Origin of the sequence: Nisaea sp. (genome assembly GCF_965216895.1) — a bacterium.
Lineage (GTDB): Bacteria > Pseudomonadota > Alphaproteobacteria > Thalassobaculales > Thalassobaculaceae > Nisaea.
Genome location: NZ_OZ244205.1, coordinates 2,524,670 through 2,548,721 on the forward strand (window position 1 = coordinate 2,524,670; position 24,052 = coordinate 2,548,721).

A 24,052-nucleotide genomic window follows, 5' to 3' on the forward strand; every position below is an offset into this window, starting at 1 on the left:
CTATCCCGCCAGGACATCCTTCATAGCGGCAAGAAAGGCGTCGGTATCCTCGGGGCTGCCGACGGTCACGCGGATATAGTTTTCGTAGCCCGGATACATCAGCCGCCCGATCATGACGCCGCGCTCGAGCAGCGCCGAGACGACGTCGGCAGCAGGACGGTCCGTCTTCGCGGTGACGAAGTTCGCCACGGTCGGAAAGGGTTCGGCGCCGAGCTCGGCCAGGCCGGCGACGAGGCGTTCCCGCTCGATCCGGGTTTTCTCCAGCAGCATTTCGCGATGCGCCGTGTCCTGCCAGGCTGCGAGCGCGCCCGCCTGGGCGACCGCGTTCACATTGAAGACGCTGCGGACCTTCTGGAAGGCTTTCGCGATCTCGTCCGAGCCGGAAAGGATGTAGCCGACCCGGATCCCGGCAAGCCCGTAGGCCTTCGAGAAGGTCCGGAAGACCGCCCAGGGCCCCTTGCGGGCCGCCATGACCTTCAGATGGTCCTCTCCGCCGGCATGGATGCCGAACTCGTAATAGGCCTCGTCGAGCACCAGCAAGGCCGTATCCGGGACGCCGTCCGCCAGCCGCGCGACCTCTGCCGAAGTCAGGATGGCGCCGGTCGGATTGTTTGGCGAGGCCGCGAAGACGATGCGGGTTTTCGGTGTGCAGGCCGCGAGCATCGCATCCACGTCGTTGCTGCCGTCGGCTTTCACCGGCACCGTCACGATCGTTCCGCCGTTCAGCGCGGCGGCATTGTTGTAGCTCGGGAAAGACGGCATCGGCACGACCACCTCGTCCCCCGGCGAGACCGCAAGGCGGCCAGCGGAAACGATCGCCTCGTCGCTGCCGTTGCCCATGACGATGCGATGCTGCGGAATACCCGTCGCCTCCGAGATCGCCGAGGTCAAGGCGCGCCATTGCGGGTCCGGATAGCGGTTCACCCCCGTGCAGGCTTCCTGCATCGCGGCAATCGCTTTCGGTGAAGGTCCGATCGGCGATTCGTTCAGGTTCATCCGCCGGATCTGGCCTTTGCCGACATCCGCCTCGATCGGCGGCCGTCCGGGGTCGGGAAGCGCACGCAGCGCGGGTTTTGGAATCGTGGGCTCAGCGGAGATTTCGGCCATCGGACTGTACCTGGAGAAGAAGGGCGTTGGAGAAACCGGGTGATCGTAGGGTCAATCTCGCAGCCCGTACAGGCGCAAATCAGGAATGGTCCGAGTCCTTTGCGGCAGCTTTTTTCAGCAGCTCCGTCGCCTTTGCCAGGCAATCGAGAGTCTGCTCGGACAGATGATGCTCCAGTCCCTCGGCATCCGCTTCCGCGACATCCGCCGGCACGCCGATCAGATGCAGAAACTCGAGGACGAGATGGTGCCGCTGGCGCGCATGTTCGGCGACCGCACGGCCCTTGTCGGTCAGGAAGATCGAGCGATAGGGCTTGCTCTCGACAAGTCCCTCCTTCTGCAGCCGCTGAATGGTATTGTTTACCGTCGGCCGGCTCACTCCGAGCAGATCCGCAAGATCGACCAGCCGCGCCTCGCCATTGGTCTCGATCAGGTCGGCGATGAGCTCAACGTAATCTTCCGCAATCTCGACACTATGATCGCGCCGGATGCGCTCGAACAGGGCCGCGCGCTTGCTGGAATCGCCAAGGTCAATGACCGGCATATCCCGGTCGTCCACCAGTTTCGTGCTGCGGCCGCGTGTCAAATCCCGGTCCTTCGCCTGTTTCTTTGTCGAACAGAATATTAGCATAAGCTAAATTTCTATTGACGCCCTAACATAATAATCCATATCTGGCATGTATCGTCATCGTAGCACGGTCCATTGACCGGGCATCCGAATTGGCCCGGTTACCTTAAGGGGAGCGACCCGGAAATGAGAGATGCAAAGCGGACGGCACAACGGTTCGTGCTCGCTGCAATTCTGACATTCGGCATGGCGGCGGCGCACCACGCGCTTGCCGCGGAAAAGATGAAGGTCGTGACGACCTTTACCGTACTCGCCGACATCGCGGCGAACGTCGCGGGAGAGTCGGCCGAGGTAATCTCCATCACCAAACCGGGCGCGGAGATCCACGGCTACCAGCCGACTCCGCAGGACATCGTCCGGGCGAGCGATGCCGATCTCATACTCTGGAACGGGCTCAATCTCGAACTCTGGTTCGAACAATTTCTCTCCCATCTCGGCGCCGTTCCCGCGGTCACACTGACCGACGGAATTACGCCGATTGCGATCGGGTCCGGCTCCTATGAAGGCAAGCCCAATCCGCACGCCTGGATGGGGCTGGACAACGCTCTGATCTATATCGACAACATTGCCGCCGCCTTTGCCAAGCACGACCCGGCGAACGCGAGCGTGTATGCAGCGAACGCCTCCACCTACAAGGAGAAGCTCCGCAGCACCATCGAGCCGCTCCGCCGTCGCATCGCCGAGATCCCGGAGGCGGCGCGCTGGCTGGTCACCTGCGAGGGCGCGTTCAGCTACCTCGCGCGCGATTTCGGCCTGAAGGAACTCTACCTCTGGCCGATGAATGCCGATCAGGTCGGCACGCCGCAACAGGTCCGCAAAGTGATCGACGGGGTGCGCGACAACGGGATCCCGGTCGTGTTCTGCGAGAGCACGGTCAATACCGCGCCGGCCAGGCAGGTCGCGCGTGAAACCGGAGCCAAATACGGCGGTGAGCTATATGTCGACTCGCTCAGCGCCGCGGACGGGCCTGTCCCAACCTATCTCGACCTACTGACCGTCACGTCGCGCACCGTCGCCGACGGTCTCGCACCCGCGACAAACTGAGGACCGGCATGCTTGCGCGCAATGATCCGAAGAACGAGACCGCCATGACGGGCGAGGTCGCCGGAGGCATTTCTGCGCAACACGTCACGGTGACCTATCGCAACGGCCACACCGCCCTTTTCGACGCCAGCTTCAAAATCCCGCGCGGCACCGTAACCGCCCTCGTCGGCGTCAACGGTGCCGGCAAGTCGACGCTCTTCAAGGCGATCATGGGCTTCGTGCCGACCGCAGAGGGCGAGATAAGACTGCTGGGCCGAAGCGTGAAAGACGCGCTTCGCGAGAATCTCGTCGCCTATGTGCCGCAGTCCGAGGATGTGGACTGGGCCTTCCCGGTGCTTGTCGAGGACGTCGTGATGATGGGCCGCTATGGCCATATGGGCTTCCTGCGCCGCCCTTCCGCCGCCGACCGCGCGGCGGTCGACACCGCACTTGAGCGCGTCAACATGCAGGCCTATCGCCTGCGCCAGATCGGCGAGCTTTCCGGTGGTCAGCGAAAGCGTGTCTTCCTCGCCCGGGCGCTGGCGCAGGACGGCCAGGTGATCCTCCTCGACGAGCCGTTCACCGGCGTTGACGTCAAGACGGAGGATCAGATCGTCGCGCTCCTGCGCGAACTCCGCGAGGAGGGCCGGGTGATGCTGGTCTCCACGCACAATCTGGGATCCGTGCCGGAATTCTGCGACCGCACGATCCTGGTGAAAGGCACGGTCCTTGCCTACGGCCCGACGGAGACGACCTTCACCCGGGGGAATCTCGAACGCGCCTTCGGCGGTGTGTTGCGCCACTTCACCCTTGGCGGGGATGCCCTGCATGAAGACGGGGACACCCGCGAGGTCACCATCTTCACCGACGACGAACGGCCGCTGGTTCAGTACGGCGAGCGCACGCACACGATCCGCAACGAGGATTCCCAGTGATCGCCGCGCTGCTGGAGCCCTTCTCGTACGGCTATATGACCAACGCCATGTGGGTCTCGGCGCTGGTCGGCGGGGTCTGCGCCTTTCTCTCCGCCTATCTGATGCTGAAAGGCTGGTCGCTGATCGGCGACGCGCTCTCGCATTCCGTCGTGCCCGGCGTGGCGGGGGCATACATGCTCGGCCTTCCCTTCGCGCTCGGCGCCTTCATTGCCGGTGGTCTCGCGGCTGGGGCGATGCTTTTCCTCTCCGAGCGTTCGGGCCTGAAGATCGACGTCATCATCGGGCTGATCTTCACCTCCTTCTTCGGACTCGGGCTCTTCATCGTCTCGGTCAATCCGATGACGGTAAGCATCCAGACCATCACCATGGGCAATATCCTTGCAATCACCCCGGAGGACACGCTGCAGCTGGCACTGATCGGCTTCGTCTCGCTGGCGGTACTGACGGCGAAATGGAAGGACCTGATGGTGACTTTCTTCGACGAGAGCCATGCCCGCTCCGTCGGCCTGCGCCCGGAAATCCTAAAGGCGGTCTTTTTCGTCCTGCTCTCCGCCTGCGTCGTCGCAGCCATGCAGACCGTCGGCGCTTTTCTCGTGATCGCCATGGTCGTCACGCCCGGCGCGACCGCTTATCTGCTCTGCGACCGCTTTCCCCGCCTGATCCTGACCTCCGTCGCCATCGGCACGCTGACAAGTTTCTTCGGCGCCTATGCGAGCTATTTCCTCGACGGCGCGACCGGCGGGATCATCGTCACCCTGCAGACGCTGATCTTCCTGTTCGCATTCGCCTTCGCCCCGAAGCACGGCTTGATGGCATCGCGGCACAGGGCCGCCGAGGCACTTCGGAAGAGCCACACGCCGGAGAGGGCGGCATGACCGAACTCGAGACCCTGCTGATGCCGTTCCGCTTCGGCTTCATGCTGAACGCCTTCGCGATCTCGCTGATCGTCGCGGTGCCGACGGCGCTGCTCTCGTGCTATCTCGTGCTCAAGGGCTGGGCCCTGATGGGCGATGCGGTCAGCCATGCCGTGCTGCCAGGGATCGTGCTCGCCTACATTCTCGGCCTGCCGCTGATCCTCGGCGCCTTCGCCGCCGGAATGACCTGCGCGCTCGCCACGGGCTATCTCTCCCACAACAGCAGGGTGAAGGAGGACACGGTGATGGGCGTCGTGTTTTCCGGCATGTTCGGGATCGGCATCGTGCTCTATGTCTCGATCGAGACCAACGCACATCTCGACCACATCCTGTTCGGCAACATGCTCGGCGTCGGAGCCGCGGACCTCTGGACCGCGGGACTGATCTCGCTCGGCGTCTCCGCCGCGATCCTGGTGAAATGGAGAGATCTGCTGTTGCACAGCTTCGACCCGGCGCAGGCCCGAACCTCCGGCCTGCCCGTCGCCTTGCTGCATTACGGATTGCTGGCCGCTCTGTCGCTCACAATCGTCGCGACTCTCTCGGCCACCGGGCTGATCCTCGCCATCGGCCTGCTGATCTCGCCGGGTGCCATCGCCTTCCTCCTGGTCCGGCGCTTCGGGAGGATGCTACTGGTCGCGGTCGCGGTCTGCATGACGTCGACGCTGCTCGGCACCTATATCAGCTTCTTCCTCGACAGCGCGCCCGCGCCGACGATCATCCTGATCCTGACCGCTCTGTTCATCGCCGCCTTTTTGCGACGCATGTTGCTGACCCTGCGCGCCTCGCGGCGGAAGACCCTTACAGCAACCGGCATCTAGCCTCCACCACGAGATGCACAAACAAAAAGGACGCGGTCGAACCGCGTCCCTTGATGGGTGTGTTTTCCGGAGACGCTCAGTCGAGCCAGTCGGCGATCACGTAAGGCGCGCGCGCGCTCGGCACTTCCGGGTGATGGTGCTGATACACCTTCACGGCGGAATTGAAGCAGATCTCGTCGCGCTGGCCGAGCATCTTCATCTTCGTATAGGTGTTCACGACCGCCCTGTAGCAGGTGTCGGTCGGCCCACAGCCGAATTTATCGTCGCAAGAACTCATGATCGGTTCCACACCATCATCGTCCGATTACACCGGCAGGATATGAATCCGCCCCCGGAACGCAAGGAAAATCGTTGGGGTTTCAATAATTTAGAACAATTCTAAGAATCTGATCCACCCCTTCGAATACGGCAAAGGGTCCTAAAATGGTCTTATTTCAATGCATTATTGTGCATCGACCAGTCTGGCCCGCTGTCCCTCCACGACCTGCTCCATGATGCCGTGCATATCGTATTCGAGGCGCCAGTCGGGGAAATGACCCTCAAACTTGGAAATGTCGCCGATCCACCAGATGTGATCGCCGACGCGATTCTCCTCCGAATAGGACCAGTTGAATGGTTTTCCGGTGATCTGCTCGGCCATCCGGATCGCCTCCAGCATGGAGCAGTTGGCGCGACGGCCGCCGCCGATGTTGTAGACCTCGCCCGGCCGCGGCGCCTGGAAGAAGTGCCAGAAGGCGTTGACCAGATCGTGCGCGTGGATGTTGTCCCGCACCTGCTTCCCCTTGTAACCGAACACCGTGTAGGCCTTTCCGGAGAGCGCGCACTTGGCGAGATAGGCGAGGAAACCGTGCAGCTCCGCCCCCGAATGGCCGGGGCCGGTCAGACAGCCGCCGCGGAAGACACCGGTCTTCAGGCCGAAATATCGGCCATATTCCTGCACCAGCACGTCGGCCGCGACCTTGGAGGCGCCGAAGAGCGAATGCAGCGTGTCATCGATGCTCATGCTCTCGTCGATGCCGTTGGCATGGAACGGGTGCGACTCGTCGATCTCCCAGCGCGTCTCCAGCTCGACCAGCGGCAAGCGGTTCGGCGTGTCGCCATAGACCTTGTTCGTGCTCGTGAAGACAAAAGCGGCTTCAGGACAATGCCGGCGCGTCAGTTCCAGCAGATTGAGCGTGCCGTTGGCATTGACCGTGAAATCCGTAATCGGCTCGCGCGCCGCCCAGTCGTGCGACGGCTGGGCGGCCGTGTGCAGTACCAGTGCGATCTCGCCGCGATATTCCTCGAACACCGGCTCCAGTGCCGCGAGATCCCGGATATCGGCACTTACATGCCGATAGCGGCCCCCGAGCGCGCTTTCGAGCTGCGCCCGGCTCCAGCCGGTGCTGGCCTCCCCGCCGAAGAAATAGGCCCGCATGTCATTGTCGATGCCGACGACATCAAGCCCTTTGTCTGCCAGGAAACGGACGGCCTCGGCGCCGATCAGGCCGGCCGAGCCGGTAACGAGTGCAATTGCCATATCTCACCGTGCGGTCCGCACTTCACGCGGACTGTTTATGTTCTTTCAGGGCTTTCGCCGAAGCGTTCAGAGCCAGCAGCATGGAACTGTGGCGGTTGGTCAGTGACCGTGCGGACTGCAATACGCCAAGCTCGGCGAAATTTCCATCCGGGACGGCGCCATCCTTCTTCAGCATGCCCTCCATCTGATCCCGCGCCCGCAGCACGTCTTCGACCGAACAGCCGACAATGGCGCGGGCGACGATGGAGGCCGCGGCGGACCCCAGCGCGCAGGCGTCCACCTTGTGCGCATAATCTGCGACACGGCCGTCTTCCACTCTCAGATAGACGGCGATCTCGCTGCCACAGGCCCGGCTGACGGCCTCGCCCTTATGGGTCGCGTCCTCGAGTTTTCCAAGCCGCGGGATGTCCGCCGCGTAAGCGAGGATCTTGTCCTGATAGATCGCGTCGATGCCGCTCACGTACGGTGCCTCACGCGGCCGCGGTGGCTTGCGCCTCCGCCTTGATCTTGTTCAGCATCGCCCCGAGGCCGTTCTTGCGGGTCGGGCTCAGATGCTCCTCGAGGCCGATCTCTCGGATGAAATCCGGTTCGGTCGCGAGGATCTCTTCCGCCGTCCGGTTGCTGTAGATACGCAGGATGACGGCGATCAGGCCGGAGACGATGGCAGCGTCGCTGATCGCCCGGAACACCAGCCGGTCGCCATGCCGCTCTCCGACCAGCCAGACCTGGCTCTGGCAGCCCTTGAGTTTGAACTCGTCGCGCCTGTACTCCTCGGGAAGCTCCGGAAGCTTGCGGCCGAGATCAATCAGATACTGGTAGCGGTCCATCCAGTCGTCGAAGAAGGCGAACTCGGAAATCAGCTCTTCCTGTTCCTCGGCGATGGAACGGTCGGGCGCCGGAATGTCGGTCTCAGCAACCATTTTTCTTCCCATGCAAAGCAATGGCTCTGACTTGGCGCGGCCGCGCCGGATTGTCAACGAACGGTTCCGCCGGCCCCGAAGCCGAAGGTTTGCAGCAACCGGTCCGCGGCTGCGCTCGCGGTCAGCCGCGCGCCTGCGACGTTCCCTTCGAGTTCCGTCACCAGATCCCGCACGGCCGCGTCCTCCTCGAAACGCGCCATCAAGCGCTCGCGCACCATGGCCCACATCCAGCGCACCTGCTGGTCCTGTCGCTTTTTCTGGAACTCGCCGCTCTCGCTCAGCGTTTCGCGATGCCGGGTGATCTCGCCGAGGATGTCCGCGAGCCCGTCTCCGGAAAGCGCGCTGCAGGTCGAGACAGGCGGCCGCCAGTTCGGGCTCGCCGGCGTCATGATCTCCAGTGCCCGGCGATATTCCGACGCGGCCCGGCGGGCCCGGCTCCGGTTGTCGCCGTCGGCCTTGTTGACGGCGATCATGTCGGCGATCTCCAGCACGCCCTTCTTGATGCCCTGCAGCTCGTCACCGGCGCCCGGCAGCATCAGGACGAGGAAGAAATCCACCATTTCCGCGACCACGGTCTCGGACTGGCCGACGCCCACCGTCTCGACGATCACGTGGTCGAAGCCCGCCGCCTCGCAGATCACCATGGTCTCGCGCGTCGCCCGTGCCACGCCGCCGAGCGTGCCCGCCGACGGACTCGGGCGGATATAGGCGCCCGGATCGCGGCCGAGTTCCTGCATCCGCGTCTTGTCGCCGAGGATGGAGCCCCCGGTCCGGTTGCTCGACGGATCCACCGCCAGCACCGCCACCTTGTGGCCGGTGCCGGTCAGCATCCTGCCGAAGGCCTCGATGAAGGTGCTCTTGCCGACGCCGGGCACGCCGGTGATGCCGATCCGCCGGGCCTCGCCTGAGAACGGCAACAGGGCGTTCAGCACCTCCTGCGCCTGGCGGCGATGGGCCCGGTTGCGGCTTTCGATCAGGGTGATGGCGCGCGCAAGAATGGCCCGATCGCCCGACCGGACGCCCTGCACATAGTCTTCGACGCTCATCTGGCGCCGCTTCGGCGCGGTGGCCGGCTCAACCATTGTCATGCGGTCCACACGGGGGAAGGAACGGTCACGCCGCCTCGTCGGTATGGCCGAGAACCTCGCCGATCTTGCCGATCAGGTCCACCGCGGCCTCGCTGATGACCGTCCCCGGCGGGAAGATCGCCTTGGCGCCGGCTTCATAGAGCGCGTCGTAATCCTGCGGCGGGACAACGCCGCCGACCACGATCAGGATGTCCTCGCGCCCGAGCTTCTCCAGCTCCGCCTTCAATGCCGGAACCAGCGTCAGGTGACCCGCCGCGAGGGAGCTCGCGCCGATCACATGAACGTCGTTCTCCACCGCCTGCCGGGCCGCCTCTTCCGGCGTCTGGAAGAGCGGGCCGATATCGACATCAAAGCCGAGATCGGCGAAGGCGGACGCGATCACTTTCTGGCCACGGTCGTGCCCGTCCTGTCCCATCTTGGCGATCAGGATACGGGGCCGGCGACCCTCGACGGCCTCGAAGGCATCGACCGCCTTGCGCACCTTCTCCACTGAATCGGCGCCCTTGCCGACCTCGCTTGCATAAACGCCTGACACGGTCTTCACCTCCGCGACATGCCGCCCGTAGACCTTTTCCAGCGCGTCGGAGATCTCCCCGACTGTCGCCCGCGCCCGCGCCGCGTCCACCGCGAGCGCCAGCAGGTTGCCTTCGCCGGAAGAGGCCGACGCGGTCAGCCGGTCCAGCATCTTCCGGGTCTCGCTCTCGTCCCGCTCGGCCCGCAGGCGTTCTAGCTTCTCGAGCTGCTGGCGGCGGACGGCCTGGTTGTCGACCTTCAGCACCTCGACATTCTCGGGCTCGTCGATGCGGTACTTGTTCACCCCGACGATGGTCTGCCGTCCGCTGTCGATCCGCGCCTGCGTGCGGGCGGCGGCTTCCTCGATCCGCATTTTCGGGATCCCGGCCTCGATCGCCTTGGCCATCCCGCCGAAGCTTTCCACTTCCTCGATATGGGCCCAGGCGCGCTGCGCCAGATCGTGGGTCAGGCGCTCGACGTAATAGCTGCCGCCCCAGGGATCGATGACGTTGCAAGTCCCGGTTTCCTGCTGGATCAGCAATTGAGTGTTGCGGGCGATGCGGGCGGAGAAATCCGTCGGCAGGGCCAACGCCTCGTCCAGTGCGTTGGTATGCAGGGACTGGGTATGGCCATGCGTCGCCGCCAGCGCCTCGACGCAGGTCCTGACCGCATTGTTGAAGACGTCCTGCGCGGTCAGCGACCAGCCGGAAGTCTGGCAATGGGTGCGAAGACTGAGGCTCTTCGGGCTTTTCGGGTCGAACTGCTTCATCAGCTTCGCCCAGAGCAGGCGCGCAGCCCGCATCTTGGCGACTTCCATGAAGAAGTTCATGCCGATGGCCCAGAAGAAGGAGAGCCTGGGCGCGAAGGCGTCGATATCGAGGCCGGCATCGATCCCCGCACGCGCGTACTGCACGCCGTCCGCCAGCGTGTAGGCGAGCTCCAGGTCCGCCGTCGCGCCGGCTTCCTGCATGTGGTAGCCGGAGATCGAGATCGAGTTGAAACGCGGCATGTTCGCCGAGGTAAAACCGAAGATATCGGAGATGATCCGCATCGAGGACGCCGGCGGGTAGATGTAGGTATTGCGGACCATGAACTCCTTCAGGATGTCGTTCTGAATGGTGCCGCTGAGCTTCTCCGGCGAGACGCCCTGCTCTTCCGCCGCAAGGATATAGAGCGCCAGGACCGGCAGCACGGCTCCGTTCATGGTCATGGAGACGCTCATCTGGTCGAGCGGAATGCCGTCGAACAGCTGGCGCATGTCGAGGATGCTGTCGATCGCGACCCCGGCCATGCCCACGTCGCCGACGACACGCGGATGGTCGCTGTCATAGCCCCGGTGGGTCGCGAGGTCGAAGGCGACCGAGAGCCCCTTCTGTCCCGCCGCGAGGTTGCGCCGGTAGAAGGCGTTCGACTGCTCCGCCGTGGAGAAGCCGGCATATTGCCGCACGGTCCAGGGCTTGTTCACATACATGGTCGGATAGGGACCGCGCAGAAAGGGCGGCAGGCCCGGCCAGGTCTTCAGAAAGTCGAGCCCCTCGATGTCTTCCGCGGTGTAAAGCGGCTTGACGCCGATCCGCTCCGGCGTTTCCCAGAGCTTGCCATTGACCGCGGCGGCGCCAGATGGCGCACCGAGCTCGATCTCGGAGAAATTGGGTATCGCACTCATTGTTCGATCACTCCCAATCCGGCGGCGACGTCGCGAAGGGTGGCGAGGGTCTGGTCGCCGACGAAGATGAACCCGTCGATACCGGCCTCGCGCCAGGCGGCCTCGTTGTCGCCCGGACGGCCCGCGAGGAAAATCCGCTCCGCACCCGCCCGTTTCAGGTTTCCGGCGGCTTTGGCCGCTTCTTCGCCGTAGATTTTATCAGAGGAGCAGAGAACGGCAAAACGGCAGCCGCTCGCTTGGAACTCTCCCGCATCCCCGGCCGGGACGCTCTCGATCCCGCCGGCCGCGAAATAGTTCTGCGCGAAAGTCGCCCGCGCCGTGTAATCGGCCGGCGTGCCGATGTTCAACTGAAAAATCGCCGGGCGTTTGCCGGTCTGCGCCAGGAAAGCGTCGCTCGCGTCGCGCAAAGCCTCGAAACCCTCGCCGAGCCGATGCCGGGCGAGCGGTTCCATCTCGGTGCCTGCCTCTACCCGCTTCGACCAGGCGTCTGCGTCGAGCTTCGCCCGAAGCGGCTCCCGATCCACCGCCAGTCCGGTCGCGGTCTCTTCCTGCAGATTCGGGAAGGCGCTGACGCCGGTCAGCTCGTCCTTGCGGCGCGCGAGATTGCGCTCCCGCTCGGTCCAGCCATCGGCGACCAGCTTCGCAACCGTGCCCGAGGTCAGTGCCGCAGCCATGCCGCCGTCGCGCTCGATCTGCTGCAGCAGCTCCCAGGCGCGGGATGCATATTCGTCGCTCAGCCGTTCGACATACCAAGACCCGCCGGCCGGGTCGGCGACCCGGTGCAGGCCGGATTCCTCCATCAGGATGATCTGCGTGTTGCGCGCGATGCGCCGGGCGAACCCGTCCGGCAGGCCGACCGCGCTGTCGTAGGGCAGAACGGTCAGACTGTCCGCGCCACCGACGCCCGCCGCGAAGGTCGAGACCGTGGCTCGAAGCATGTTGACCCACACGTCGCGCCCGGCAATCGCCCGCTCCGCGGTCACGACATGCTGCATCATTGGCAGGGCCGCGGCATCGACGCCCGACGCCTCGAGGATGCGGGCCCAGAGCCGCCGCGCCGCCCGCAGTTTCGCGATGCCCTGGAAGACGTCGACGCCAAGGGCACAGCTGAACTCGATCTGCCGGGCCGCAGCGGCAACCTCCAGCCCGGCCGCCTCCATCGCACGCAGATAGGCGATCGCGGTTGCCATCGAGAATGCAAGATCCTGGACCTCGTTCGCCCCCGCTTCGTAATAGGGCGCCGTATCGACCGCGACCGTCCGCACATTCGGGTGCGAAGCTGCCGTCCGGGACGCGATGCCGCCAAGTTCCGCGAGAGACGCGTCGAGCGTTCCAGGAAGCCAGCCTTCGCGGGCCAGGGCGCCGAACGGGTCGATCCGGAAGCTGCCGGAGACATCGCCTGCGCCATGGCCACGTCTAGACCAGAGCTCGTTCAGCAAGGCTGCCGCGCGGAGAGCATAGGCGCCCGCATCGAGGGCGACCGGCACCATGTTCAGGTGAATGCCCTCGAGCGCCCGGTCGAGATCCTCGGCGGACCCGATGACGACGCCTTCGACGCCGGGGCGGTCTATCCGGAGCAGCACCGAGGTCGCGCCGCGTTCCAGGTCCTGCCTTACCGCCTTCGCAACTTCCGCCGGATCACCATGCGCCTGCATCTGGCGCACGTCCCATCCGGTTTCGGTCCTGCTTCCGCCGGCGACCGGGGCCGCCCGTCCGGCCGGCGCGTCCTCGGCCGTGTAGATCGGCTGCAGCCGGAGACCCTCATAGGTCTGGCGCGTCAACACCTTCTCGAAGGGCGCCCCCTTGAGGGCCGTCTCGACGGCCGCCATCCAGGCATCTCGGGATGTCTCGGGAAATTCCTCCGCGAGCGCCATCAAGGTTTCGTTGTCCAGGACCGGCATTGCCTTGGCCACCTCTTTCACACGCTGTCGCGATTGTCCTACCGGGTCGCCGCAGGTTCGGCAAGAAACTCGGTGATCACCGTTGAATTTGCCGCGGCCCGCGATTCCGATTGTTTCCCGGGGCCGGCTCCGCTAAGGCGAAGCGTGACCGCCCAAACACGGAAAGCCGCGAAACGCATGCAGACCGTCACCGCCGACCGGGATCGGCCCTATTTCCTCTGGCTTCTGCTCGCCGTCGGCGCCTTGACCGCCGCCCGCCTTGCGGTGCTCGGTTTCAGCAATATCGGGCTGCATGGCGACGAGGCGCAGTACTGGTCGTGGAGCCGGGACCTCGCCTGGGGCTACTATACGAAACCGCCGCTGATCGCCTTCATCATCTCCGCGGCCGAGACGGTTTGCGGCGACGGAACAGCCTGCATCCGCGCACCTTCTCCCCTGCTCCATGCCGGCACGGCGCTCGCGATCTACGGGATCGCCGTTGCCCTTGCCGGGAGCCGCCGGATCGGGTTCTGGTCGGGCCTCAGCTTCGCCACGCTGCCCGCGGTCTCACTCTCCAGCTTCCTGATTTCGACCGACGTCCCGCTGCTCTTCCTCTGGGCCGTCGCTCTGTTCGCCTTCGTGCGCAGTCTCGAGAGCGACGCCCTCGGCTGGCCGCTGATGCTCGGTCTCGCGGCCGGAGCCGGTTTCCTCGCGAAATACGCCATGGCCTATTTCGTCCTGGGCATGTTGCTCTTCGTGCTCATCTCGCCGGCCCACCGTTCCTGGCTTGCGAGCCGGAAAGCGCTGGTCGCGCTGATCGCGACCATGGCGGTCTTCGCCCCGAACCTGCTCTGGAACATCGAGTCCGGCTGGGTGACCTTCACCCATGTCGGCCAGAACACGAACCTGAAGGGCGATCTTTTCCATTTCGGAAAGATGCTCGAGTTCGTCGGCAGCCAGGCCGGTGTTTTCGGACCGGTCCTGTTTATCGCCTTGCTCTGGCGCCTCGCCGTGCTGCGGCGGGCAAGTCCCGAAGCCACCGAGACGCTCCTGCTCGCTTTCTGCATCCCGGTCCTGCTGATCATCACCGTGCAATCGTTCCTCAGCCGCGCCAACGCGAACTGGGCGGCCACCGCCTATGTCGCCGCCACGGTCCTGACCGTTGCCTGGCTGCTGCGCCGCAACCTGGTGAAAATCGTCGCCGGCGGCATCGCCCTAAATCTGACCGCCGCGATTGTCCTCGGGTTCTTCTTCCTGAACCTGCCCGGTTTCGAGCCACCGCTGAAGAAGGACCCGCTCCGCCGCCTTCGCGGCTGGGAAGCGACCGCCGAACAGCTTCGCCCGGTCCTCGCCGCGCATCCCGACGCGGTCTGGCTGACGGAAGACCGCAAGACCATGGCCTCCCTGCTCTATGCCCTGCGTAACATCGAGCGGCGCCCGCTGATGTGGGACTATGACGGTTATCCCGACCATCACTACGAACTCACCGAACGCTATCTGCCGAAGCCGGGCGACAAGGTCCTTCTGGTGGCGAAGTGGGACAATCCATTTCCGATTCTGGAACGGTTCGGGTCCGTGACACCGCTTGCCCCGATCGAAGTGCAGACCGGTGCCGGCTCAACGCGCAGATTGCATCTGTTCCTGCTCGACGAGCCGCTGACCGCAGCCTCGGTCAAGAACGGCGTTTCACTCGATAAATGATTACGATGAATATTGTATTTCCCGTTTCCTGATAAAATTGTGGTAGGCTCGGCGCGGCTATATAACAATTGAATCAATCAGATGCAGGCTACGGCTAGAGATAAGATCAAAACTATCTCAGAACTCTCTGAAATAGCTGATCAAATTCGCGCTTCCGGAAAAAAGATCGCGCATGCTCACGGGACCTTTGACCTGCTCCATATGGGGCATGTCCGTCATCTGGAACATGCTCGTCGCGAAGGCGACTTTCTTTTTGTCACGGTCACCTCGGACGAACATGTGCACAAGGGGCCCGGCCGCCCCGTCTTCACCGACCAGCTTCGCGCCGAGATGCTGGCAGCCCTCGAATATGTCAGCTGGGTCGGGGTGAACCATGCCCCTTCGGCCGAAGAGGCGATCCATGCGATCAAGCCTGATGCCTACATCAAGGGCTCCGACTATGTGGACGCCGGTCAGGACGTAACCGGCAAGATCGTGGACGAGCGGCAGGCGGTCGAGCAGCATGGCGGCCGGATCGTCTTCACCGACGACATCACCTTCAGCTCGAGCGAACTGATCAACCGCCATGTGGATGTCTTCGAACCCGAGGTCCGCGAATATCTGGACCGGGTGCGCCAGACGGTCGGGCTGCAGCAGCTTCTCGATCTGATCGACAGCATCAAGGACATGAAGGTCCTGATGATCGGCGACACGATCCTGGACGAGTACCAGTATGTCTCGCCGTCCGGTCAGCCGTCTAAAGAGAACATCATGTCCACGCGCTACGAGGACATTGAGCTGTTCGCCGGCGGAGTCATTGCTGCCGCCAATCACGTCGCCAGTTTCTGTCGCCAAGTCGACGTTCTGACCTGCCTCGGGCAGAACGATCCACGCGAGAACTTCATCAAGACCCAGTCGCATCGGAACGTGAACGTCATCCCGGTCTACCGGCCCAATGCGCCCACCACGCGGAAGGTACGGTTCGTCGACAATTCCTATGTCCGCAAGCTGTTCGAGGTGCAGTTCATCGAGGACTCCCCCCTGCCGGCGGAGACCCATTCGACACTGCACGGCAAGATCAGTGAAATCGCCAGAGACTATGACCTTGTCATGGCCGCGGATTTCGGCCATGGCCTGATCAGCGGCGACACCGTGGACCTGATCTGCGAGACAGCCCCGTTTCTCGCCGTGAACGCCCAGACCAACAGCGCGAACCGCGGCTACAACCTGATCACGAAGTATCCGCGCGCGGACTATATCTGTATCGACGCTCCGGAAGCCCGTCTCGCGGTCGGCGACCGGTTCAGCGATCTCGCCAGGATCGCACAGGACATTCTGCCGAAACGCATCGACTGCCGGAGGATGATCCTGACCCACGGTCGCCACGGCTGCGTCGCCTACGATGCCGGCGCGCCGGTGACCCAGATTCCGGCCTTCACGCGGCGGGTGGTCGATACCATGGGCGCAGGAGACGCTTTTTTCTCCATCACTTCGCCGCTGGCGAAAGTTGGAACGGATATTGCTACAATCGGTTTGATCGGAAATATCGCCGGCGCCATCAAAGTCGGCATCGTCGGACACCGCAATTCGGTGGACAAGATCAGCGTGGTGAAGGCTTTGACCGCGCTTCTGAAGTAACCGCCCGGCAGCGGGACCAGAGGATGGTCGCTGGCGGGCCAATGTGGCAAGCAGGAAAGAAATGCCGGATACGCGCACGCCCGAACCTCCCATTCCCTACGTGAATATCGGTGCCCAGTTTGCCGAGGAGCGCGACGAACTCATGCCGATCATCGAAGAGATCCTGATGAGCGGCATGTATGTCGGTGGGCCCTGGAATGAGAAACTCGAAACCGCGCTGGCCGAGCTTTGCGGCACCAAGCATGCGGTGGCGCTGAACTCCGGAACCGACGCGTTGATCCTCGCGCTCGCCGCATTGGGGATCGGGCACGGGGACGAGGTCATCACGCCGCCGAATTCCTTTGTCGCCTCTACCGCGGTGATCGCCCATGTCGGCGCCACCCCGGTCTTCGCGGACGTGCTTGCGGACCAGAACATCGATCCGGCAGAGATCGAAAGGAAGATCACGGCGAAAACCAAAGCGATCATGCCTGTTCACCTGACCGGCCGAATCGCGGACATGAAGCCGATCCGGGAAATCGCCGCGCGGCACGGTCTTGCAATTATCGAGGACGCGGCGCAATCGATCGGCTCGCGCTACGATGGCGTCATGAGCGGCGCGCTCGGCGACGTCGGGTGCTTTTCGGCTCATCCGCTGAAGAACCTGAATGCCTGCGGCGATGCCGGGTTTCTGACCACCGACCGGGACGACGTCGCCAACTATGCCCGCCTCTACCGCAATCACGGACTGGTCGACCGCAATACCGTGGCCCGTTTCGGCTCCGTTTCGCGGATGGACCAGATTCAGGCCGCGATCCTGTGTTACCGCCTTGGCAAGATGGACGCGCTGATCGAGAAGCGCCGGCGCAACGTCGCGCTCTACCGCACACTTCTCGATCCGGACCTGGTTTTCGCGCCGCCCTGCCGGGAGATTGAATTCAACACGTTCCATACCTTCGTCATCCAGGTCGACCGGCGCGACGAACTGCAGGCCCATCTGGGTGCGCACGGCATCGGCACCGCGATCCACTATCCGGTGCCGATCCACTTGCAGCCGGCGGCGGCATATCTTGGCCACAAGGTCGGTGACTTCCCGGTTACCGAAGAGCAATCCCGCCGGATCCTTACCCTTCCGGCCAATCAGAATCTGACGGAAGCGGACATCACCCGCGTGGCGGAAACCGTGAACCGCTTCTTGTCGAAGGCGAACTGATGCCGGAGCAAATCGCATGAGCGAGCAGGCGATCAATTACGAGAACCTCGTCGCCTCCTACGAGGACAGGCTGTTGAACCAGTTGCGCAGCCACGGCGTCGATCTCGACTTTCTCGAGATGTGGGTGCCCGACGAGGATCCGGTCGCCAGTATCCTCAACATGGTGGAAGCGGCCGCCGCTTTCGGCACCGAGATGTTTACGCTGCGCGTTGCGAACTCCAGCCTGCCGTCGGCGAAACGCGGGGAACTGCGCGCCGCCTTGGGGCCGATCTCGGATATAGAGATCGACGATCATGGGGACTTCAGTCTTGTCCATATCAGCAATATCAAAGCCTGAGACGGTCATGAGCGAGCAGCCCGGCATTCCCGCCGCCCTCGCGGGGCGGATCGCTGAGCGGCTGCGATCCCTGTCGCATCTAGAGCCATCCGGCAGCGGAACCTTCGGCGACCTCGCGGTCGAACAAGCGGATATGGGACTCGCCCTGGAATTCGAGAGCGGCTCGGAAACGATCCGGCGAGCCCGGTTCTGGGCTCCGCAATCCGCGCCGGAAGCAGCCATTCTGGACGTCTTGTGCGATTATGCTGGTGGCGTCCCCGCCCGCGAACTGATAGAGCACGGGCTCAATTTCGCGTTGCAGAGACTGCGTGACCCTGCGGAGCCCGCCCCGGTAAGAGGCATCCTGACCCCGCGGAACGCCGGTGCCTGTTTCTCGGTGCCGCTGAAGCTCGTGGCGGCGCTGCGGCGGAAAACGGAAGCGCGGTTCGGGCGACACAGCGACACCAATTTCTTCGATCGGCCGTATAGCGATACCTGGAAAGAACTCGACAGGACCGGCAAACGGAACCTCGTCCTGCCGCACATCGAGAGCTTCAAGGCGGCGCATGAAATAGCGGCGAACGCCTTCGAACTGGTTGAAATCGACCAATATGATCGTCTGTTTCTCGTATTCGACGAAGAGATACCTGTTTGGGACAAACCGGGCATATTGATGCATCTCGAACGCCATCTCCGCGACAAGACAGGCGAGCGAATCGAACTCTTCACCGAAGTGGTGAAGGACGCAAACCGCATCCGGCGTCTCTAGAGCGGGGCTGAACCGCGAGGAATGAAGCCATGACCGGAATGACAGATCACGTCGAGCTGATCCTGGACGGCACCAAGATCGCCTGGCACCAGGACCGTATCGATGCCTGGGAGCGCGGCGAGCGGATCGCGCCGATCACGATCGACATGTCGCTGACCCGTGCCTGCAATTTCGCCTGCCATTTCTGCTATGCGATGCTGCAGGAGAACGAACGCAAGGTCATCGACAAGAAAGCGATCTTCGAGTTCCTGGAGGATTGCGCCGAGATCGGGGTCAAGGGAATCAGCCTCGTCTCGGACGGCGAGAGCACGATCTCGCCGGTTTTCGTCGATGCCTGCAAATACGGCCACGAACTCGGGCTCTCGATGGCCGTCGGCACCAACGGTTTCGTGCTGAACCGGCGGAAGCTGGAGGAGGTGCTGCCGGCGCTCACCTATCTGCGCGTCAACATCTCTGCCGGCGAGCGCGCACGCTACGCCGAGATCATGGGCGTGAAGGAACACTGGTTCGACCGGGTCTGCGAGAACATCAAGGCGATGGGCGAGATCAAGCGCGAACAGGATCTGGACGTCACCATCGGCATGCAGATGGTACTGATGCCGGAATATCACGATCAGATCATGCCGCTCGCCCGTCTGGGCCAGGAGCTCCGCCCCGACTATCTCGTCATCAAGCATTGCAGCGACGACGAAGACGGCTCCCTCGGGGTCGATTATGGCGGCTATGCCAGCCTCTACGACACCCTGCATGCCGCCGAAGCGCTTTCCGACGAGAGCTATCAGGTGACGGTCAAATGGTCGAAGATCGATACCGAGGGAACACGCAGCTACCAGCGCTGCTATGGCGCCCCCTTCATGTTGCAGATGTCGGGCTCCGGCCTGGTCGCCCCTTGCGGCATGCTCTTCAACGAGCGCTACAAGAAGTTTCATATCGGGAATATCACCGAGCAGCGGTTCCGCGATATTTTCAACAGCGACCGCTATTGGGAAGTGATGAACTACCTTGCCAGCCCGGATTTCAACGCACAGAAAATGTGCGGCAGCCTCTGCCTGCAGCACAAGGTGAATGAGTTCCTGGACGGCTACCAGAAGGGCGATTTCGACCTTCCGAAGATGGAAGGCGAACCGCCGATGCATATCAATTTCATCTGAGCCCGGAGCAAGGAACCAATATGGCCGCACACGATTACCGGCTGCGCTGCCTGAGGCAGATGTTGCGCATCCGTCTGGTCGAGGAAACCATCGCGGAACGCTATGCCGAGCAGGAAATGCGCTGCCCCGTCCATCTCTCGATCGGCCAGGAGGCTGCAGCGGTCGGCGTCTGCGACGTCCTGAAGCATGAGGACAGGGTCTTCAGCAGCCATCGTTCACACGCCCATTATCTCGCCAAGGGGGGCAACCTCAATGCAATGATGGCGGAAATCTACGGCAAGCGGGACGGCTGCATCGGCGGACGCGGCGGCTCGATGCACCTGATGGACCCGGGAGCCGGCATGATGGCGAGCGTCCCGATTGTCGCCAGTTCCATTCCGCTGGCAACCGGGACGGCCCTCTCCGACATGTTCGACGGCAACAGCAGGGTCACCGTCTCGTTTCTCGGCGATGCCTGTCTCGAGGAAGGCGCTTTCCACGAATCCGCAAATTTCGCCCGGCTGCGCGGCCTGCCCATCGTCTATGTCTGCGAGAACAACCTCTATTCGGTCTATACCAACCTCGCTGACAGGCAACCGGACCGCCCGCTGACCGACGTACCGACGGCGCACGGTATCGAGAGTCGCCATGCCGACGGCAACGATCTCGACGCAGTGCGCGAGAGTGCAGGCTGGGCCGTCGAGATGGCCCGCGCGGGGAAACCGGCCTTCCTGCTGCTCGACACCTACCGCTGGCGCGAGCATTGCGGGCCGAACTACGACAATCATATCGGTTACCGGACGGAGGACGAGTTCCAGGCCTGGCGCGCCAAGGATCCGCTGGAACGCTACAGGAAAGTTCTCGAGACTCATCACCTGCTGTCGGCCGCCGATTATGCGGCCCTCGAGAAGGAAGTGATGGCCGAGGTCGATGCGGCCTTCACCTTTGCAATCAATTCTCCGCTGCCGGAGCCGAGCGAGGCACGTGCCCATGTCTATGCCTGACCCCAAGGGTGCGGCCGACGCCCCGATCATCAATATGGGCACCGCAATCCGCGACGGCCTTCTCGAAGCGGCGAAGCGCGATCCGTCGGTGATCTTCTTCGGCGAGGGTGTCGAGGATCCGGCCGCGCTTTTCGGCACGCTGAAGGATATCGGCAAGCATATCGGCCACGAGCGAATGATCGAGATGCCGATCGCCGAGAACGGTCTGATCGGCATCGCGATCGGAGCCGCCATGGCCGGAAAGCGTCCGGTGGTGAGCCTGCAGCGCGTCGAGTTCGCCCTGCTCGCTCTCGAGCAGATCCTGAACAACGCCGCAAAGTCGCACTATGTCAGCAAGGGCCAGCACAAAGTGCCGCTGGTGCTGCGCATGATCGTCGGTCGTGGCTGGGGCCAGGGGCCGGAACACTCCCAGAGCATGGAGGCGATTTTCGCCCACGTGCCGGGCCTGAAAGTGGTCATGCCGGCCTTTGCCGAAGACGCGAAAGGCATGGTGGCGGCTGCGGTCGAGGACGATAATCCGGTGGTCGTGATCGAACACCGCTGGTCGCACTATACGACAAGCGCCGTGACCGCGGGCTATGTCCACTGCCCGCTCGACGGCCCGCGCACCGTGCGCAAGGGTGAAGGCCTCACGATCGTTGCGACCTCTTACATGACGCTGGAAGCGGTGCGCGCCGCCGACAGGCTGACGGAGGCCGGCTTCCCGGTCGAGGTGATCGATCTCCGGGTCGTGCGCCCGCTCAATCTCGACCCGATCGTGGAGAGCGTCGCCCGCACCGGGCGCCTTCTTACCGTCGATACCGGCTTCCGGATGTTCGGCATCGGCGCGGAAATCGCCTCGGAAGTCACGTCCCGCTGCTTCGACCTGCTGGAGGCAGCCCCGGTCCGCATGGGGCTGCCGGATCACCCAACCCCGAGTTCGCGCGGTCTGGTACGCGGCTTCTATCCGGACGCCGCACGGATCGCCCGCACCGCCGGCGAGATGATGGGGATCGAGGACGCGAAGATCTCCGGGATCGAGGAAACAATACTGACCGACCGCGCCGATGTCCCGATCGACGTGCCGGATCCTTTCTTCAGAGGCCCGTTCTGATGGCTGCCGATGCTGCACCCGAAATGAAGGTGCGCTATTCGCCGCTCGAACAGCAGTTCGCCGATGTCGACGCGGTTTTCGACGAACTGAAAGCCCTCGTCCGATCGACGGACTTCACCCTTGGCAAGGTGGTCGACGAGTTCGAGCAAATGTTCGCCGCCGCCGTTGGCTGCAAGTACGCGATCGGCGTCGGCTCCGGCACGGACGCGCTCAAAATTCCGCTGAAGGCGCTCGGGATCGGCCCCGGTGACGAAGTCATCACCGCCGCCAATACGTTCTACGCGACCGCCGGCGCCATTACGGAGACCGGCGCCCGGATCGTCTTCGTCGATTGCGACGACACGTTCGCGATCGATCCGGACCTTATCGAAGCCGCGATCACGCCGCGCACCAGGGCGATCATGCCGGTGCATCTGGCCGGCGACATGGCGAACATGACCCGGATCACCGAGATCGCCGAAAAATACGACCTCAAGGTGGTCGAGGATGCCTGCCAGAGCCTGCTGGCAATGGAAGCCGGACGCCCGGCCGGAACCTGGGGCATCGCCGGTGGCTTCTCCATGCATCCGCTGAAGATCATCAATGTATGGGGCGATGCGGGCGTCATCGTCACGGACGACCCGGATATGGACCGGATGTGCCGGCTGCTTCGCAACCACGGCCTGCGCAACCGGGACGAGATGGAGATCCTCGGCTACAATTCGCGGCTCGATTCCGTGCAGGCCGTGGTCGGCAAGTGGATCGTCGCCAAGGTCGAGGATATCGTTTCCCGGCGGATCCGGAATGCGGCGCGCTACGATGCAGGATTCGCCGACATCCCGGAAATCACCATCCCGGCCCGCCGGGCCGCGAAAGGTCCGGGCGAACGGGCGGTATTCCTGAATTACGTGGTCTTCGCGGAACAGCGGGACGCGCTGCTGGCGCATTGTCACGCCCGCGGGGTCGACGCAAAGGTGCATTATCCGATCGCGCTCTACAAACAGGATGCCCTGCGTCATCTCGGATACACCGACGGCGCGTTTCCCGTCACCGACAGGCATGCAGAAACGATGATCAGCTTCCCCGCCGACCAACATCTCTCGCCGGAGGAAATCGATTACCTGATCGAGGTCGTGAGAGCGTTCTACGGGCGTTAGCCGGCGGGCTCGATCGCGTCGCTTACACGCTCGCTTCCGGCGGGCCGGCTGAGGAGCCATAGGAGCCCGCCGAGGCTAGCGGCAACGATGACCGCCATTCCCCAGAGGATCGACGCCGCCAGGGCCTGCTCCGGCGCCATGCCGGTCATCACAAAGATTCCGACCATAAGGCCCTCGCGCACACCCCAGCCGCCGACAGAGATTGGCAGCAGGGTGCCGAGAATCACCAGTGGCAGCGCTCCCAACACCATGAGGAAATCGACCTCGACCGAAATCGAACGGAACACGACCCAAAGCCCGAGCGCGCTGATCACGTGAAGCAGATAGCTCAGGCCAATGATGATTGCAGACCGATAGCCGGCACGCCAGAGCACGCGGCTGTCGCGGAGCATTGCCGCAAAGGGGCGACCAAAACGATGATCCTCGATCATGTCGGCAATCCAGTCAGCGCTGGAAAGCCCCATGGCGAGCAGCACCATCGCGCCGCCGACAACGAGGATCGCGATCGTTTCGAGATTGGGATCGGGCGCCACCTTGGCCACCGTGACGCTGGTCACGACAAGCATAGTCAGGATCGAAACGAGCCCGGCGGTCCGGTCCAGGAGAACAGTGCTTGCGGCACGCGACAGCGGCAGGCCGTGGCGGCTCACCAGCCAGATCCGGACCGTATCCGAACTGAGCGATCCCGGGAGCGCCTGGTTGAAGAACATCCCGGCCAGGAGAATACGGAAGGTCTGCCATGGGGAAAGCGGTGCGCCGGTCCCGCGGATCAGCAGGAACCAGCGGGTCGCGCCGACACAGAACTGAAGGATGACAATACCGACGACAGCGGCGAGCAGCGGCAGAGATGGTGAGAGCGCCGCCGAAAGCAGACGCGAAAAATCGACATGATAAAGAAGCGATCCTATCAAGCAGAGGCTGACTGCAAGCTTTAGGAATAGTCTTGATCTCACCGTGCTTGGTTTCCGTTCTTCCACTTGGGGCGTCTGGTAGCCGGATTGCTCTCTCCGGCCGGGACATGTCCCGGCCGTTAGCCGAGATCGAGTGATTGTAATCCCAAGTCCACCGATATGGATCAGAAAATTG

The 24,052-nt window shown here is 63.4% G+C and carries 23 protein-coding genes; 13 read left to right on the forward strand and 10 right to left on the reverse strand.

Annotated features, from left to right (window positions below):
- Together hisC and mntR are read right to left on the reverse strand one after the other, a co-directional pair.
- The gene (gene hisC / locus ACOOE1_RS12150; RefSeq protein ID WP_420402458.1) at positions 1-1,107 is read right to left on the reverse strand and encodes a histidinol-phosphate transaminase; all 1,107 of its coding nucleotides are present in this window, start codon (positions 1,105-1,107) and stop codon (positions 1-3) included.
- Between the two features lie 79 nt (positions 1,108-1,186).
- Positions 1,187-1,690 carry a manganese-binding transcriptional regulator MntR gene (gene mntR / locus ACOOE1_RS12155; RefSeq protein WP_420402459.1) on the reverse strand — a complete coding sequence of 168 codons (504 nt, stop codon included), beginning with the start codon at positions 1,688-1,690 and terminating at the stop codon, positions 1,187-1,189.
- Positions 1,691-1,858: 168 nt separating this feature from the next.
- Here mntR and ACOOE1_RS12160 point away from each other — a divergent pair, with 168 nt between their 5' ends.
- The 4 genes from ACOOE1_RS12160 to ACOOE1_RS12175 are packed head-to-tail and all read left to right on the forward strand — an operon-like array spanning position 1,859 to position 5,422.
- Complete coding sequence (locus tag ACOOE1_RS12160) at positions 1,859-2,776, forward strand: metal ABC transporter substrate-binding protein (protein ID WP_420402460.1); 918 nt, start codon at positions 1,859-1,861, stop codon at positions 2,774-2,776.
- 8 nt (positions 2,777-2,784) lie between these two features.
- A complete protein-coding gene (locus tag ACOOE1_RS12165) occupies positions 2,785-3,690 on the forward strand; it encodes a manganese/iron ABC transporter ATP-binding protein (protein ID WP_420402461.1) in 906 nt (301 codons plus the stop codon).
- A complete protein-coding gene (locus ACOOE1_RS12170) occupies positions 3,687-4,565 on the forward strand; it encodes a metal ABC transporter permease (RefSeq protein WP_420402462.1) in 879 nt (292 codons plus the stop codon). The genes ACOOE1_RS12165 and ACOOE1_RS12170 overlap by 4 nt, the downstream gene beginning before the upstream one ends.
- Positions 4,562-5,422, forward strand: a complete 861-nt coding sequence (locus ACOOE1_RS12175; RefSeq protein ID WP_420402463.1) for a metal ABC transporter permease — start codon at positions 4,562-4,564, stop codon at positions 5,420-5,422. The genes ACOOE1_RS12170 and ACOOE1_RS12175 overlap by 4 nt, the downstream gene beginning before the upstream one ends.
- A 76-nt stretch (positions 5,423-5,498) precedes the next feature.
- On the opposite strand, the gene ACOOE1_RS12180 is transcribed toward ACOOE1_RS12175, so the two are convergent.
- The 7 genes from ACOOE1_RS12180 to ACOOE1_RS12210 form a co-directional block, all read right to left on the reverse strand.
- Entirely contained in the window at positions 5,499-5,699 is a 201-nt protein-coding gene (locus ACOOE1_RS12180) for a hypothetical protein (RefSeq protein ID WP_292887408.1), read from the reverse strand.
- A gap of 165 nt (positions 5,700-5,864) precedes the next feature.
- Complete coding sequence (locus tag ACOOE1_RS12185; RefSeq protein ID WP_420402464.1) at positions 5,865-6,941, reverse strand: NAD-dependent epimerase/dehydratase family protein; 1,077 nt, start codon at positions 6,939-6,941, stop codon at positions 5,865-5,867.
- A gap of 22 nt (positions 6,942-6,963) precedes the next feature.
- Complete coding sequence (locus ACOOE1_RS12190; RefSeq protein WP_420402465.1) at positions 6,964-7,401, reverse strand: iron-sulfur cluster assembly scaffold protein; 438 nt, start codon at positions 7,399-7,401, stop codon at positions 6,964-6,966.
- Positions 7,402-7,411: 10 nt separating this feature from the next.
- Positions 7,412-7,861, reverse strand: coding sequence for a SufE family protein (locus ACOOE1_RS12195; protein ID WP_420402466.1), 450 nt, complete (start codon positions 7,859-7,861; stop codon positions 7,412-7,414).
- 53 nt (positions 7,862-7,914) lie between these two features.
- Positions 7,915-8,943, reverse strand: coding sequence for a methylmalonyl Co-A mutase-associated GTPase MeaB (gene meaB, locus ACOOE1_RS12200; protein WP_420402467.1), 1,029 nt, complete (start codon positions 8,941-8,943; stop codon positions 7,915-7,917).
- Positions 8,944-8,974: 31 nt separating this feature from the next.
- The gene (scpA, locus tag ACOOE1_RS12205) at positions 8,975-11,128 is read right to left on the reverse strand and encodes a methylmalonyl-CoA mutase (protein ID WP_420402468.1); all 2,154 of its coding nucleotides are present in this window, start codon (positions 11,126-11,128) and stop codon (positions 8,975-8,977) included.
- The gene (locus tag ACOOE1_RS12210) at positions 11,125-13,029 is read right to left on the reverse strand and encodes a methylmalonyl-CoA mutase subunit beta (RefSeq protein ID WP_420402469.1); all 1,905 of its coding nucleotides are present in this window, start codon (positions 13,027-13,029) and stop codon (positions 11,125-11,127) included. The genes scpA and ACOOE1_RS12210 overlap by 4 nt, the downstream gene beginning before the upstream one ends.
- A gap of 177 nt (positions 13,030-13,206) precedes the next feature.
- Here ACOOE1_RS12210 and ACOOE1_RS12215 point away from each other — a divergent pair, with 177 nt between their 5' ends.
- The 9 genes from ACOOE1_RS12215 to ACOOE1_RS12255 all read left to right on the forward strand — a co-directional run bounded on the left by ACOOE1_RS12215 (position 13,207) and on the right by ACOOE1_RS12255 (position 22,966).
- Positions 13,207-14,709 carry an ArnT family glycosyltransferase gene (locus ACOOE1_RS12215; protein ID WP_420402470.1) on the forward strand — a complete coding sequence of 501 codons (1,503 nt, stop codon included), beginning with the start codon at positions 13,207-13,209 and terminating at the stop codon, positions 14,707-14,709.
- A gap of 81 nt (positions 14,710-14,790) precedes the next feature.
- A complete protein-coding gene (locus ACOOE1_RS12220; RefSeq protein WP_420402471.1) occupies positions 14,791-16,326 on the forward strand; it encodes a PfkB family carbohydrate kinase in 1,536 nt (511 codons plus the stop codon).
- A gap of 61 nt (positions 16,327-16,387) precedes the next feature.
- Positions 16,388-17,518 carry a DegT/DnrJ/EryC1/StrS family aminotransferase gene (locus ACOOE1_RS12225; RefSeq protein WP_420402472.1) on the forward strand — a complete coding sequence of 377 codons (1,131 nt, stop codon included), beginning with the start codon at positions 16,388-16,390 and terminating at the stop codon, positions 17,516-17,518.
- 16 nt (positions 17,519-17,534) lie between these two features.
- Positions 17,535-17,855 carry a hypothetical protein gene (locus ACOOE1_RS12230; RefSeq protein ID WP_420402473.1) on the forward strand — a complete coding sequence of 107 codons (321 nt, stop codon included), beginning with the start codon at positions 17,535-17,537 and terminating at the stop codon, positions 17,853-17,855.
- A 7-nt stretch (positions 17,856-17,862) separates the two neighbouring features.
- Entirely contained in the window at positions 17,863-18,603 is a 741-nt protein-coding gene (locus ACOOE1_RS12235; RefSeq protein ID WP_420402474.1) for a hypothetical protein, read from the forward strand.
- Between the two features lie 29 nt (positions 18,604-18,632).
- Positions 18,633-19,754 carry a radical SAM protein gene (locus ACOOE1_RS12240; protein WP_420402475.1) on the forward strand — a complete coding sequence of 374 codons (1,122 nt, stop codon included), beginning with the start codon at positions 18,633-18,635 and terminating at the stop codon, positions 19,752-19,754.
- Between the two features lie 20 nt (positions 19,755-19,774).
- A complete protein-coding gene (locus ACOOE1_RS12245) occupies positions 19,775-20,737 on the forward strand; it encodes a thiamine pyrophosphate-dependent dehydrogenase E1 component subunit alpha (protein ID WP_420402476.1) in 963 nt (320 codons plus the stop codon).
- Entirely contained in the window at positions 20,724-21,830 is a 1,107-nt protein-coding gene (locus ACOOE1_RS12250) for an alpha-ketoacid dehydrogenase subunit beta (RefSeq protein WP_420402477.1), read from the forward strand. Before ACOOE1_RS12245 ends, ACOOE1_RS12250 begins: the two co-directional genes overlap by 14 nt.
- Entirely contained in the window at positions 21,830-22,966 is a 1,137-nt protein-coding gene (locus ACOOE1_RS12255; protein ID WP_420402478.1) for a DegT/DnrJ/EryC1/StrS family aminotransferase, read from the forward strand. Before ACOOE1_RS12250 ends, ACOOE1_RS12255 begins: the two co-directional genes overlap by 1 nt.
- Here the strand turns inward: ACOOE1_RS12255 and ACOOE1_RS12260 are convergent.
- Positions 22,963-23,943, reverse strand: coding sequence for a lysylphosphatidylglycerol synthase transmembrane domain-containing protein (locus tag ACOOE1_RS12260; RefSeq protein WP_420402479.1), 981 nt, complete (start codon positions 23,941-23,943; stop codon positions 22,963-22,965). The genes ACOOE1_RS12255 and ACOOE1_RS12260 overlap by 4 nt on opposite strands.
- Positions 23,944-24,052: the final 109 nt, after the last annotated feature.

Excerpts from the sequence above, each read along its gene's own strand:
- ACOOE1_RS12160 (WP_420402460.1), top strand. The coding sequence starts at position 1,859 with ATGAGAGATGCAAAGCGGACGGCACAACGGTTCGTGCTCGCTGCAATT.
- ACOOE1_RS12240 (WP_420402475.1), top strand. The coding sequence starts at position 18,633 with ATGACCGGAATGACAGATCACGTCGAGCTGATCCTGGACGGCACCAAG.
- scpA (WP_420402468.1), bottom strand. The coding sequence starts at position 11,128 with ATGAGTGCGATACCCAATTTCTCCGAGATCGAGCTCGGTGCGCCATCT.
- ACOOE1_RS12255 (WP_420402478.1), top strand. The coding sequence starts at position 21,830 with ATGGCTGCCGATGCTGCACCCGAAATGAAGGTGCGCTATTCGCCGCTC.
- ACOOE1_RS12210 (WP_420402469.1), bottom strand. The coding sequence starts at position 13,029 with ATGCCGGTCCTGGACAACGAAACCTTGATGGCGCTCGCGGAGGAATTT.
- ACOOE1_RS12250 (WP_420402477.1), top strand. The coding sequence starts at position 20,724 with ATGTCTATGCCTGACCCCAAGGGTGCGGCCGACGCCCCGATCATCAAT.
- ACOOE1_RS12220 (WP_420402471.1), top strand. The coding sequence starts at position 14,791 with ATGCAGGCTACGGCTAGAGATAAGATCAAAACTATCTCAGAACTCTCT.
- ACOOE1_RS12195 (WP_420402466.1), bottom strand. The coding sequence starts at position 7,861 with ATGGTTGCTGAGACCGACATTCCGGCGCCCGACCGTTCCATCGCCGAG.
- ACOOE1_RS12235 (WP_420402474.1), top strand. The coding sequence starts at position 17,863 with ATGAGCGAGCAGCCCGGCATTCCCGCCGCCCTCGCGGGGCGGATCGCT.
- ACOOE1_RS12215 (WP_420402470.1), top strand. The coding sequence starts at position 13,207 with ATGCAGACCGTCACCGCCGACCGGGATCGGCCCTATTTCCTCTGGCTT.
- ACOOE1_RS12225 (WP_420402472.1), top strand. The coding sequence starts at position 16,388 with ATGCCGGATACGCGCACGCCCGAACCTCCCATTCCCTACGTGAATATC.
- ACOOE1_RS12230 (WP_420402473.1), top strand. The coding sequence starts at position 17,535 with ATGAGCGAGCAGGCGATCAATTACGAGAACCTCGTCGCCTCCTACGAG.
- hisC (WP_420402458.1), bottom strand. The coding sequence starts at position 1,107 with ATGGCCGAAATCTCCGCTGAGCCCACGATTCCAAAACCCGCGCTGCGT.
- ACOOE1_RS12165 (WP_420402461.1), top strand. The coding sequence starts at position 2,785 with ATGCTTGCGCGCAATGATCCGAAGAACGAGACCGCCATGACGGGCGAG.
- meaB (WP_420402467.1), bottom strand. The coding sequence starts at position 8,943 with ATGGTTGAGCCGGCCACCGCGCCGAAGCGGCGCCAGATGAGCGTCGAA.
- ACOOE1_RS12175 (WP_420402463.1), top strand. The coding sequence starts at position 4,562 with ATGACCGAACTCGAGACCCTGCTGATGCCGTTCCGCTTCGGCTTCATG.
- ACOOE1_RS12185 (WP_420402464.1), bottom strand. The coding sequence starts at position 6,941 with ATGGCAATTGCACTCGTTACCGGCTCGGCCGGCCTGATCGGCGCCGAG.
- ACOOE1_RS12245 (WP_420402476.1), top strand. The coding sequence starts at position 19,775 with ATGGCCGCACACGATTACCGGCTGCGCTGCCTGAGGCAGATGTTGCGC.
- ACOOE1_RS12180 (WP_292887408.1), bottom strand. The coding sequence starts at position 5,699 with ATGAGTTCTTGCGACGATAAATTCGGCTGTGGGCCGACCGACACCTGC.